Annotated in this window: 7 protein-coding genes, 1 tRNA gene and 3 rRNA genes; 1 reads left to right on the top strand and 10 read right to left on the bottom strand. The window is 36.3% G+C overall.

The genetic code is table 11. From position 1 onward, the window contains the following. Positions 1-12: 12 nt before the first annotated feature. The 6 genes from CLJU_RS00535 to CLJU_RS00510 form a co-directional block, all read right to left on the bottom strand. On the bottom strand, positions 13-1,020 hold the full coding sequence (locus CLJU_RS00535) for a M42 family metallopeptidase (RefSeq protein ID WP_013236808.1): 1,008 nt from the start codon (positions 1,018-1,020) through the stop codon (positions 13-15). Continuing rightward, complete coding sequence (locus CLJU_RS00530; protein ID WP_013236807.1) at positions 1,011-2,042, bottom strand: zinc-binding metallopeptidase family protein; 1,032 nt, start codon at positions 2,040-2,042, stop codon at positions 1,011-1,013. Before CLJU_RS00530 ends, CLJU_RS00535 begins: the two co-directional genes overlap by 10 nt. A 288-nt stretch (positions 2,043-2,330) precedes the next feature. After that, the gene (locus CLJU_RS00525; RefSeq protein WP_013236806.1) at positions 2,331-4,712 is read right to left on the bottom strand and encodes an ABC transporter permease; all 2,382 of its coding nucleotides are present in this window, start codon (positions 4,710-4,712) and stop codon (positions 2,331-2,333) included. 2 nt (positions 4,713-4,714) lie between these two features. Beyond that, positions 4,715-5,389: an ABC transporter ATP-binding protein gene (locus CLJU_RS00520; RefSeq protein WP_013236805.1), complete on the bottom strand. Its 675-nt coding sequence runs from the start codon at positions 5,387-5,389 to the stop codon at positions 4,715-4,717. Between the two features lie 74 nt (positions 5,390-5,463). Further along, positions 5,464-6,747 (bottom strand): sensor histidine kinase, encoded by a 1,284-nt coding sequence (locus CLJU_RS00515; RefSeq protein WP_013236804.1) that lies wholly within the window; start codon positions 6,745-6,747, stop codon positions 5,464-5,466. Continuing rightward, a complete protein-coding gene (locus tag CLJU_RS00510; protein ID WP_013236803.1) occupies positions 6,720-7,412 on the bottom strand; it encodes a response regulator transcription factor in 693 nt (230 codons plus the stop codon). The genes CLJU_RS00515 and CLJU_RS00510 overlap by 28 nt, the downstream gene beginning before the upstream one ends. A gap of 118 nt (positions 7,413-7,530) precedes the next feature. On the opposite strand from CLJU_RS00510, the gene CLJU_RS00505 reads away from it, so the two are divergent. Next, complete coding sequence (locus CLJU_RS00505) at positions 7,531-8,025, top strand: HD domain-containing protein (RefSeq protein WP_013236802.1); 495 nt, start codon at positions 7,531-7,533, stop codon at positions 8,023-8,025. A 62-nt stretch (positions 8,026-8,087) separates the two neighbouring features. Here CLJU_RS00505 and CLJU_RS00500 read toward each other — a convergent pair. The 4 genes from CLJU_RS00500 to CLJU_RS00485 form a co-directional block, all read right to left on the bottom strand. Continuing rightward, a tRNA-Lys gene (locus CLJU_RS00500) sits at positions 8,088-8,163 on the bottom strand. Positions 8,164-8,168: 5 nt separating this feature from the next. Further along, positions 8,169-8,285 (bottom strand): 5S ribosomal RNA (gene rrf / locus CLJU_RS00495). A gap of 207 nt (positions 8,286-8,492) precedes the next feature. Then, positions 8,493-11,382: ribosomal RNA gene (locus CLJU_RS00490) — 23S ribosomal RNA — on the bottom strand. A gap of 284 nt (positions 11,383-11,666) precedes the next feature. Then, positions 11,667-13,176, bottom strand: a 16S ribosomal RNA gene (locus tag CLJU_RS00485). Together the 16S, 23S and 5S rRNA genes with 1 tRNA gene alongside form the textbook arrangement of a ribosomal RNA operon. Positions 13,177-13,437: the final 261 nt, after the last annotated feature.

The following is a 13,437-nucleotide window of genomic DNA, read 5'->3' as shown; positions in this document are numbered from 1 at the left end:
TTAAATTATCATCTATAAATCTGACAAATAACTTTTTACCAAAGTTAAAGTACTTTCATAATCCATCAAGCTGCACATTGAAATATTATAATCCATATGTTTGCATGGTATTAATACCGCTGCTGTCTTGCAGTTATTAATAGGTAAACGGACTGGTTTAAGTTTACTTGTATCCTTAGTACTTATGCTCTTTTTATAAGCAATTCCCATATTATCTGCCTTATTTCTAATAGACTTTACAATGTCTCTATTAAATATAGACTCTTCCATATTAAAAGGTATAACGGGTCCTCCTGTAAGTTCATTTGTTTTTAAATATTCCGGTACGCCTTCACCATCAGTACTATTTATAGTATCTAAATCTATCATTATATCAGGCTTAACATTGTAAGCTGCAGTATAAATTCCTCTTTTATCTATATTTCCCTGGACATAAAACACTCCATATAAATTACACTCATATTTTTCCTTCAATAATTCTAAAAGTATAGAACATCCTATTCTATTATCTAAAGCCTTGCCTTTTACCAAATTGTCTCCAAAATTAGAAAAACTATTGTCAAATACTACAAAATCTCCAAGTGAAACAGTTTTCCTACACTCATCTTTACTTGAGGCTCCAATATCTATACACATATCATCATAAGATATATTTCTATCCCTTTCACTTTTATTCTGAAGATGTATTGGTTTTATGCCTATAACACCATGTACTTTTTTGTTTCCAATTAAAACAGTTTTACAAGGCAATGCTCCTTTTTCCATTTTACCTAAAGTTGAAAACTTTAGAGTCCCATCATCATTATAAGCTGTAATTATAAGACCTCTCTCATCCATATGAGAAGCTATCATTATTTTAGGTGAAGAATTATCATTATTATCACTATGGACTATAACGTTTCCCATTCTGTCTACAGTTACATTATCAGTAAAAGTGTACAACTCCTCTTTTATTACATTTCTAATTTCTTCTTCGTAACCAGAAGGTCCTATACAGTTAGATAGCTTTTCTAAAAGCAAAATAATCCCTCCAATTCATCCTCTTTTAACTCTTGAATAAACCTAGCCAAAAGTCTTCCTGTGTTTTTGATATCTTTCAAATTTACCACTTCTACAGAAGTATGCATATACTTTATAGGAATAGATATAAGAAGTGTAGGTATTCCCCCTTCTGCAGTTTGAATATCCCAAGCATCAGTTCCAGTGTTTCCCGGCTCAACTTCAATTTGGTATGGAATGCTATATTTATCTGCAGTTTGTATTATCCTATTTTTAATTTTAGTATGTATATTAGGACCTATACATATAACTGGCCCTGCTCCCAGCTTATTTTCCCTATCGCTATCCCCTAAAGTTCCACCATCAAAAGTAACATCAAGTGCTATACCTATATCAGGTTTAACTTCGTAACTTGCCATTTTGGCTCCTCTATGTCCTACTTCCTCCTGACATGAACACACAAAGTAAACATTTAAATCTGGATTTACATTTTTAAGTTCTTCCGCACAAACGTACATGGCAAAAATACTAGCTCTGTTATCTATTGACTTACAACTTACATTGTCATTTAAAAGCCCTACCATTTTTCTATCTAAAGTAATATAATCTCCTACCTTAATTAAACTTCTTAATTTTTCTGTGCAAAAACCAGTTTCTATATATAGGTTTTCCATACTAACTTTACTTTTTTGTTTATCACTATAATCATATTTTAACGCCACAACTCCAGATACATTTTCTTTTCCATGAATGATAACTTCTTGAGCAACAAGGCTTTTGGCATCTATTCCTAATCCTTTAAATTTTATAAAACCTTCTTTTGTTATTTCTTTTACCATTAAAAAAATTTCATCTGCATGAGACATTATCATTAATTTTCTAGAAGTTTTTCCTTCTTTATGTATATACATATTATTAAGCTTACTTATAGTTATATCTCCAAATTGGTTAAAATTATCTTCTATAATAGAATACAGCCAATCTTCTCTGCCACTTGGTGCATGAGTTTCACATATTTCTTTGAATAAATCTAAGTCCTCCATTTTTACCTCCAATCAAATACATTGATAATTTAATTACACATTAGTTATCATATATTCTGCATCTAACTTTATAACCTATCATAATCCAATTATAGCATACATATAAACAGAGTTCTTGACATCAGATGGAGTTTTGACTCCACCTGATGCTTAGAAATCGTTATCCAGGGATGTACCTGCTCTTTACTCTCACTTGGAAAAGTGGGTGTATTAGAGCAGGTAGCCATCGGATAAATAAAAGTTTTCACTTAGAAACTTTACGTAAAATTTCTAGGTGAAAACTTAATTTTATTCACTATATCTTATTCTATCTACAATTGATTCCTTTTTTAATTTATTTTCAATTAAATATGTTATGAGTATTGTTATTATAGCAAACGCTAAAATCAATACCAAAATTGAACCTAGTGGTAATTTATATTCTGCATAATCTGCTCCGGACCTTTTAAACAATTTAAAACACAGGTATCCCAAAGATGTTCCAAAAATTATAGACATTAAAGAGCTTCCAAGAGAATAATATATTCCTTCAATTTGAAGCATCTTACGAAGCTCTCTATCTGAAAGCCCAACAGCCTGAAGCATTCCGTACTCTTTTTTTCTAGTAAGTATACTTGTAATCATGGTATTTATAAGATTTAAAATTCCAATAAGGGCTATAATACCAATAAAGCTCATTGCAATAATTTGCATTCCCATATACTGACTTTCAAGTTCCTTTTTGTAATCTGTATTTGAATCATAGAATATCCTATTGTCTTTTTGTGAAATTGATTTAATTTTGCTTTTTATAGATTCAAACTTGCTGCTGTCAATATCTATATATACTCCTGCCATTTTGTTGTCATTTGCACTAACTAACTTGTCCTTAAATTCTCCTCTTGTAAACACATCTTCGTGGGTTATAAGGTCATATCCATCTATTTTCCAGCCAAAGCTTCCTATGTTCTTACTAACTATACCTGCCACAGTAAATTGTTTTTTTATACTTTCTGTTTGTTTCCCATTTTTATCTACTGCAATTGATAAATTTATTTTATCTCCAACTTTATATTTGCAAATTCTGTTATCATTTTTATCATAATTAGTTGCAACTAAAACTTCATCTTTACTTTTTAATTCCTCAGAAGATATTTTTCCCGCTATTAAATATTTTTTAAATTTACCTAAAAGATAATCATCATATCCATATAGTCCATAGCTTAAATTGTTTACAGATATATTCCCGGTATATTTTTCAGTACTGACATTTTTAACCCCTTTAATATTTTTTATATTATTTATTATCTCATCATTTAAAGGATTACCCTCTGTTTCTGTGCTTGTTAATGAAAATTCGTGTTTAAAATCTTGTTTTGTGAGATTATATATATTCATACTTTTAAGTACAGTACAAATTACAATAAATAAAATGCCGCTCATGGTAAGAGAAATCATAGTCATAATTGTTCTCTTTTTATTTCTCCAAAGATTTAAATGTGCAATTTTAGATATAGATATTTTCTTAATTGAATTTCTTTCTTTTTTCTTTGAATTTATTTCTACACCGCTGTATCTCATTGATTCTACTGGAGATATTCTCGAAGAAAGCTTTTCTGGTTTTCTAAGGGAAATTACAACTGCTAATAAACTTATTAGTGCCGAAATAATTATAATATATGGTGAAGATTTTATTTCTATGGAGTACTTTGATATTAGTAGTTGCCTTACTATATAATATATTACATGTGCAAATATAATCCCTATTGGAATTGCTATAATTGATAAAGTAAATCCTTCTTTAAATATAACTTTTCTAATTTGCTTTTTAGTTGCACCAATTGCAGAAAGAAGACCAAATTGTTTTATTCTTTCAATAACAGATACATAAAATATATTATAGATAACCACCATAGTTGCAATTACTATAATTAAAGCTATAACAAGAAATGATATTAGTAATGATGGATCTCCTCCTACTGCACTTATATACAGCGAATTTGTCTTTATATTTTCATCTTTTAAACCAATACTATGTCCAATATCAAAAACAGTGCTCATAATATTTCTATGATTTTTAACCCTTACATAACATGCCGTTTTTATTTTATATAAATTTTGAGTTACAAGTTTTTTTGATACTACACCTATGACATTATTTTGCTGCTTACGTATTTTATCATCGCTTAATATTCCACTTAAAATAAAATCCATACTTTTATTGTTTTCATCTTTAATATGAATGTTTTCTCCTATTTTAGATTTTACCTTCAATTTATCAAGTACCCATGATTCTAGTGCTATTTCATTTGATTTTTGAGGCAAGTTTCCTTGTTTTAATTTCACATTCGTCATATCTGCCCCTGCATAATCTGTATAAAATAACTCCATTTGAGAATCACTTAAATCTTTATTTTTTATAGTTTTAAATGGAATGCATTTACCTACCTTTTCAATTTTTCTATTGTTTTCTAACATTTCAATTTGTTTATTATTTACATTAATATACACTCCATGATAATTTCCCATTTGTTCTTCAGCTGAATTTATTATAGAACTTTGTATGCTGTAAAACATTATTCCTGATGCAGTTATAAGACAAGTAGCTAACGCTATAGTGAGTATGATCAGTATATTCTTTGTTTTAGAAAACTTTAAATTCTTCTTGGCAAGATTGGATATATAATTCATACTTACTCCCTCCCTTGCACTATTTTTCCGTCTTCAATTCTAATCACTCTATCACCCATCTGTGCAATTTTATCATCATGAGTTATCATAATTAGAGTTTGATGATATTTTTTTACTGACATCTTCAAGAGCGCCATAACTTCTTGCGCTGTCTTGGAATCAAGATTTCCTGTAGGTTCATCTGCAAGTATTATAGAAGGTTTAGCTGCAAGAGCTCTACATATAGCCGTTCTCTGCTGCTGCCCACCTGACAGGGCATTTGGCAGTGAATTTTTCTTATTATATATATTCAAAGTTTCCATAAGTTCTTTAACATAACTTTCATCTACCTCTTTACCATCAAGTCCTATTGGGAGTGTTATGTTTTCCCACACATTTAAGACAGGTATAAGATTATATGCTTGAAAAACAAAACCTATATTTCTTCTTCTAAATATGGCAAGCTTATCATCCTTCATTGAAAATATATTCTGTCCTACAATATAAACTTCCCCTGATGTTGGTTTATCAAGACCTCCAACCATGTGAAGCAGTGTACTCTTACCTGAACCTGATGTACCAATTATTACAACAAACTCCCCTTCATCTACAAAAAAACTTACATTATCGACTGCTTTAACTAAATTCTCATCTTTCCCATAATATTTTTTTAGAGATTTTACTTCCAATACCTTCATAACATTACCTCTCTTCAATATTTAATTATTATACTTAGAGGATAACATGTTAATATTACAATTCACTTTCAATATCACTTACATTTTTGTAAGAAAAGGCTGAATTTACTTCCTTCCCCTAGCTTTGAATCAACCATTATACTTCCACCTTGCTCTTCTAGTATCTTTCTTGTAAGATATAATCCTATACCAGAACCTTCAGATTCTTGAACTATTTTACAATTTCCTCTAAAAAATCGTTTAAATATCTTGTTGAAGTCCTCACCTGGTATTCCTATACCAGTATCTTCTATATCAATTCTTATAAAAAAATTCATATCAGTCATACTTACATTTATTTTCCCATTACTATCTGTATACTTTATGGCATTTTCCAGTACATTAACTATTGCTTCTTTAGTCCATCTCACATCATGGAAAATAGAAAATTCATATACATTTTCAACATTTATCTCTATATTTTTTTGCAGAACTTTTGAATAAACTCCTTCTATAGCTTTATGTATTGTATACTTTATAGACCTTTTTTCTTTTTTTAGCTCAATCATACCAGCTTCAAGCCTGGACAACTTTATAAGGGAACCTGTAAGCCACTCAAGTTTTAAAACTTCTTCTTTTATTGTATTTAAAAATTCTCTTTTTTCATTTTTACTTATACTTTCATCTTCTATTAAAATTGAATTAAAGAGTTTAATTGAGGATATGGGAGTTTTTATTTGATGTGAAATATCTGTAACAAGATACTTTATATTTTCTTTTTCCCTATACAATTTTTCGATATTTAAATTAAGTATTCTGCTTAAATCACACATTTTAGAATATATCTTAGACAAAATTCCTTCATTAAAGCTATTCATATCCGTCAAGAGTTTTCCATTTACTGCCTCATCAACACTATTTAATATATACTCAAGCCTTTTCATAACATATAAACTGCAGCTTCTGAAAATCAACATTGATTCAATTAAGATTACTATAAACAATATAAAATTAATTTTTATCATATTATATACATTTTTATTAAATGCATCATCATTCCATGCTGTAACTTCATCACCATAACCATATTTTTTAGCAATACTTTTTCCATATTCCAAATTTTTAGCATCATATTTTTTAAACAGCACAGTTTTTACAATTTCAGTTTCATTTTCAGGATTTAATCTTGTAAGTGTTCCAACTAATTGAAGTGTAGAATTTATATTTTGTTTATACACTTGTTCAGTTATATAGTAATTTACAAAACAAGTTATCACGGAAATACTTAATATAGTAATAATCATTATATTAAATACTTTCTTCAATAAGGGATTTTCTTTTAAATATTCAATCATATCTTTACACATCCTTCTATCCATATATACCCCATTCCCCTAACATTCTTTATATATTTAGGCTTTGAAGGATTATCCTCTATTTTTTCTCTAAGTCTTCTTATATTTACCGCTATAGTATTGTCATCTACAAATGTGTTATCTATGTCCCATAATTTATTTAAAAGCTGATCTTTGGTTATGATTTGTCCTGCATTATCCATTAAATACTTTAAAAGTTTTATTTCAGTCTTACTTAGAAATAATTCCTCTTCGTTTTTTAACACTTTCATATCCGTTATAGAAAAAACTATATCTCCGGATACGATTTTTTTGCTTTGATTTTTATTAGAATTTCTTCGAAGTAGAGCATTTATCTTAGACATTAATACCATAAGACTAAATGGCTTGGCTATATAATCGTCTGCTCCCATATCAAGTCCTGTTACAATATCAATTTCTTGATCACAGGCCGTTAAGAATATAATAAGTAAGTCATTTTTTTTCCTAACTTCCCCACATAAATCAAATCCATTCCCATCGGGCAAGCCTACATCAAGGATCATAAGGTCAACACTATTTTCTGCTAATATTATTTTTGCTTCTTCAATAGTTCTTGATGAAAAAACCTTATATCCTTCTTTACTTAATTTAAAGCTAATTCCCCTATTTAATGATTTATCATCTTCTACCAATAAAATACTTTTCATTACACCTAATCCTCTACTTTTCAATTAATAAATATATAAATATTTTATCACAGTAAAATTGATATACTAGTACAAATTCGATATACTAATACTATAATTTAAACATAAGGAGGCACTCATGTCAGATTTAGCAAGTTACGTTACTAAAAAAATGATACTTTATTTTGGAAATGATATAAAAAGAATAAATCATGCTTTAAAAGTACATGGTTTTAGCAAAACTATAGGTCGATTAGAAGGATTAAATGATAATGAAATGCTTATACTTGAATTAGCTTCCATACTTCATGATATAGGGATTAAAGAAAGCGAAAGGAAATATAATAGTTCAGCTGGAAATTATCAAGAAATTGAAGGGCCTCCCGTAGCTAAAGAACTGCTTAAAGAAATAGATCTAGATGATACAGCAATTGAAAGAATATGCTTTTTAATAGGTAATCATCATAGTTACAATAAAATTGATAAAATAGATTTACAGATATTGATTGAAAGCGACTTTTTAGTAAACGCATATGAAGATAATATTAAAATATCTGATATAGAATACATGAAAAATAAATATTTTAAAACTTCTACAGGAAAAGAACTGCTTAATTCAATTTACATTAAGTAACTAAAGCCATATTCTATGGCTTTTTTCCACGTAAAAAAAGAAGTACATTCAAGTACTTCTTTTGGTGGCTCACCGGGGAATCGAACCCCGGACAACATGATTAAAAGTCATGTGCTCTACCAACTGAGCTAGTGAACCATATTACCTGGCAGCGACCTATTCTCCCACAGGGCCTCCCCTGCAGTACCATCGGCACTCTGAAGCTTAACCTTCCTGTTCGGTATGGAAAGGGGTGTTACCTTCACGTCATTACCACCAGATTATCATCGAAAATTGCTATAAGCTTCTCATATTTTCGTCAAGTCTTTCATTGCGGTGCTCATTTACATAAGTAAACTCTGCTCCTCATTCAAGCCTTTCCTCAATCTGCTCGCTTCTATCAATTTTCATATATATTAACTTTTAAGAGTTCAAATTACTCTGTCCTCTCAAAATTGCACAGTAAACTTTTTTTCTTTCGTTTTTATTTGGTCAAGCCCTCGACCTATTAGTATCAGTCAGCTTAACAGGTTGCCCTGCTTACACCTCTGACCTATCTCCTCGTGTTCTTCGAGGGGTCTTACTAGCTTACGCTATGGGAAATCTTATCTTGAGGTGGGCTTCACACTTAGATGCTTTCAGCGTTTATCCCTTCCCAACTTGGCTACCCAGCTATGCTCCTGGCGGAACAACTGGTTCACCAGCGGTCGGTCCATCCCGGTCCTCTCGTACTAAGGACAGCTCCTCTCAAATTTCCTGCGCCCGCGACGGATAGGGACCGAACTGTCTCACGACGTTCTGAACCCAGCTCGCGTGCCGCTTTAATGGGCGAACAGCCCAACCCTTGGGACCTACTTCAGCCCCAGGATGCGACGAGCCGACATCGAGGTGCCAAACCTCCCCGTCGATGTGAACTCTTGGGGGAGATCAGCCTGTTATCCCCGAGGTAGCTTTTATCCGTTGAGCGATGGCCCTCCCACGAGGTACCACCGGATCACTAAGCCCGACTTTCGTCCCTGCTCCACCTGTTTGTGTCGCAGTCAAGCTCCCTTCTGCCTTTGCACTCTTCGAAGAATTTCTAACCCTTCTGAGGGAACCTTTGTACGCCTCCGTTACTTTTTAGGAGGCGACCGCCCCAGTCAAACTGCCCGCCTAACATTGTCCCGTCTCCAGTTTCATGGAGCCCGGTTAGAATTCCAGTACTATCAGGGTGGTATCCCAACATCGACTCGGTAATGGCTGGCGCCACTACTTCCTAGTCTCCCACCTATCCTGTACAGACAATACCGAAATTCAGTGCTAAACTGCAGTAAAGCTCTACGGGGTCTTTCCGTCCAATCGCGGGTAGCAAGCATCTTCACTTGCACTTCAATTTCGCCGGATTTGTTGTCGAGACAGTGCTCAAATCATTACGCCATTCGTGCGGGTCGGAACTTACCCGACAAGGAATTTCGCTACCTTAGGACCGTTATAGTTACGGCCGCCGTTTACTGGGGCTTAAGTTCTGACCTTCGCTTGCGCTAAGTCTTCCCCTTAACCTTCCAGCACCGGGCAGGCGTCAGCTCCTATACTTCAGCTTTCGCTTTAGCAGAAACCTGTGTTTTTGATAAACAGTTGCTTGAGCCTTTTCTCTGCGGCCACTTGCGTGGCTCCCCTTCTCCCTAAGTTACGGGGTTAATTTGCCTAGTTCCTTAACAACAATTCTTCCGATGGTCTTAGGATTCTCTCCTCACCTACCTGTGTCGGTTTGCGGTACGGGCACATAAAAACTCCATAGAGACTTTTCTCGGCAGCGTGAAATCAGGTACTTCCCCTTGCGGGTTCCCCATAACACCTCATCATTGATATACCGGATTTTCCTGGTATACCTGACTCGATGCTTAGACATACATCCATTTGTATGCACACCTTATCCTCCTGCGTCATCCCTTTTGTCAAACGCTTTTATGCGGTATCGGAATTTCAACCGATTGTCCATCACCTACGCCTTTCGGCCTCGGCTTAGGTCCCGACTTACCCTGGGCGGACGAACCTTCCCCAGGAAACCTTAGGTTTTCGACCAATAAGATTCTCACTTATTTCTCGCTACTTATGCCAGCATTCTCTCTCCTGTACAATCCACCGTTCCTTCCGGTACGACTTCTACTCATACAGGATGCTCCTCTACCACTCTTTCGAGTCCACAGCTTCGGTGGTAAGTTTTAGCCCCGGACATTTTCGGCGCATGATCTCTTGACTAGTGAGCTATTACGCACTCTTTAAATGAGTGGCTGCTTCTGAGCCAACATCCTAGTTGTCTTAGAAATCACACATCCTTTCCCACTTAACTTACACTTTGGGACCTTAGCTGGTGGTCTGGGCTGTTTCCCTTTTGACCACGGATCTTATCATTCGCAGTCTGACTGCCGGAATTCAAGTATATGGCATTCGGAGTTTGATAAGGTTCAGTAACTGTTGTCAGCCCCTACCCCATTCAGTGCTCTACCTCCATTACTCATTTCCGACGCTAGCCCTAAAGCTATTTCGAGGAGAACCAGCTATCTCCGAGTTCGATTGGAATTTCTCCGCTATCCACAGCTCATCCCATGGTTTTTCAACACCAACGTGGTTCGGTCCTCCACGGAATTTTACTTCCGCTTCAACCTGGCCATGGATAGGTCACTCGGTTTCGGGTCTACAACATACAACTTTTCGCCCTTTTCAGACTCGGTTTCCCTCCGGCTCCGTACCTTAAGTACTTAACCTTGCTGCATATCGTAACTCGCTGGCTCGTTCTACAAAAAGCACGCCGTCGTACTTTACGTACTTCGACTGTTTGTGGACACACGGTTTCAGGTTCTATTTCACTCCCCTCCCGGGGTTCTTTTCACCTTTCCCTCACGGTACTCCTTCTCTATCGGTCACCAGGTAGTATTTAGCCTTGGGAGGTGGTCCTCCCTGTTTCCCACAAGGTTTCTCGTGTCTCGTGGTACTCTGGATTAGATCTGACTGCTCTTTGTTTTCATTTACAGGGCTTTTACCTTCTCCGGCGGAGCCTTCCAGCTCTCTTCAATTAACACTTCACAGTTTTTATGACCTATCCGCAACCCCAGGAACAAGTTCCTGGTTTGGGCTCTTTCCCTTTCGCTCGCCGCTACTTAGGAAATCGATGTTTCTTTCTCTTCCTCCGGGTACTTAGATGTTTCAGTTCCCCGGGTTTGCCTCTACAAACCTATGTATTCAGTTTGCAGTACCTAGCGTTGTCTAGGTGGGTTTCCCCATTCGGATATCTCTGGTTCTCTGGCTATTTGCGCCTACCCAGAGCTTTTCGCAGCTTATCGCGTCCTTCTTAGGCTCCTGGTGCCAAGGCATCCTCCATGCGCCCTTTGTAGCTTGACCTTTATTGTCGAAAATTGCTATTAGCAATTTTCTTTGTATCATCTTAAATCTTTAAAATGATATTAAAGTTTATTCTACAAAGGTTATATTATAACCTTAGCTTTACTTTATTTCTTATTTACTGTGCAATTTTCAAAGGACAATTTTTCAATTTACATTCCTAATTGCTTGTAAACTGAAAGAAGAATCTATCTGATCCTTCAAAATTAAACAGAGTAGACTTTCTAACTTACTTAAACCATCAATTTATAAGATAGATTATACTCTATCTTTCGACTCCCTAGAAAGGAGGTGATCCAGCCGCAGGTTCTCCTACGGCTACCTTGTTACGACTTCACCCCAATTACTAACCCCACCTTCGGCCGCGTCCTCCTAAGTTAGACTACGGACTTCGGGTGTTGCCAGCTCTCATGGTGTGACGGGCGGTGTGTACAAGGCCCGGGAACGTATTCACCGCGACATTCTGATTCGCGATTACTAGCAACTCCAACTTCATGTAGGCGAGTTTCAGCCTGCAATCCGAACTGGGGGCAGTTTTTGAGGTTTGCTCCACCTTGCGGTCTTGCTTCTCTCTGTACTGCCCATTGTAGCACGTGTGTTGCCCTGGACATAAGGGGCATGATGATTTGACGTCATCCCCACCTTCCTCCGCGTTAACCGCGGCAGTCTTGCTAGAGTGCTCAACTAAATGTTAGCAACTAACAACAGGGGTTGCGCTCGTTGCAGGACTTAACCTAACATCTCACGACACGAGCTGACGACAACCATGCACCACCTGTATCCCTGCCCCGAAGGGCTTCTCTTATCTCTAAGATATTCAGGGTATGTCAAGTCCAGGTAAGGTTCTTCGCGTTGCTTCGAATTAAACCACATGCTCCGCTGCTTGTGCGGGCCCCCGTCAATTCCTTTGAGTTTTAATCTTGCGATCGTACTTCCCAGGCGGAGTACTTATTGTGTTTACTGCGGCACAGAAGGGGTCGATACCTCCTACACCTAGTACTCATCGTTTACGGCGTGGACTACCAGGGTATCTAATCCTGTTTGCTACCCACGCTTTCGTGCCTCAGCGTCAGTTACGGTCCAGAGAATCGCCTTCGCCACTGGTGTTCTTCCTAATCTCTACGCATTTCACCGCTACACTAGGAATTCCATTCTCCTCTCCCGCACTCTAGATATCCAGTTTGAAATGCAGTGCCCGGGTTAAGCCCGGGTATTTCACATCTCACTTAAATATCCGCCTACGCACTCTTTACGCCCAGTAATTCCGGACAACGCTCGCCACCTACGTATTACCGCGGCTGCTGGCACGTAGTTAGCCGTGGCTTCCTCCTTGGGTACCGTCATTATCGTCCCCAAAGACAGAGCTTTACAATCCGAAAACCTTCTTCACTCACGCGGCGTTGCTGCATCAGGCTTTCGCCCATTGTGCAATATTCCCCACTGCTGCCTCCCGTAGGAGTCTGGACCGTCTCTCAGTTCCAATGTGGCCGATCACCCTCTCAGGTCGGCTACGCATCGTCGCCTTGGTAGGCCGTTACCCTACCAACTAGCTAATGCGCCGCGGGTCCATCTCAAAGCGGATTACTCCTTTAAATCAGTCTCCATGTGAAAACTGATTATTATGCGGTATTAATCTCCCTTTCGGGAGGCTATCCCCCTCTTTGAGGTAGGTTACCCACGTGTTACTCACCCGTCCGCCGCTAATCCACTCCCGAAGGAGCTTCATCGCTCGACTTGCATGTGTTAAGCACGCCGCCAGCGTTCGTCCTGAGCCAGGATCAAACTCTTAATTTAAAAGTTTGTATTGACTCTTTTTATTACGAAATTACTTTTTTAGCTGCTTTCACAGCTCAAAAGAATTGCTGGTTTATTCTAAATAAGTTGTACTTATATCTTCCTCTGTTTAATTTTCAAGGATCATTTTACCGTCTTACTTCGACAGCTTTTATAGTATATCATCTGAGTTTTAATCTGTCAACATGTTTTTTTATTTCTTATAAAATATATAAAACATATTCGCTGAAATCTTTTTTCTCAAGACAACGAAGATTATTA

Source organism: Clostridium ljungdahlii DSM 13528 (genome assembly GCF_000143685.1).
Classification (GTDB): domain Bacteria; phylum Bacillota; class Clostridia; order Clostridiales; family Clostridiaceae; genus Clostridium_B; species Clostridium_B ljungdahlii.
The sequence above is the reverse complement of the archived record's forward strand: the minus strand, read 5'-3'. Positions and strand labels throughout refer to the sequence as shown.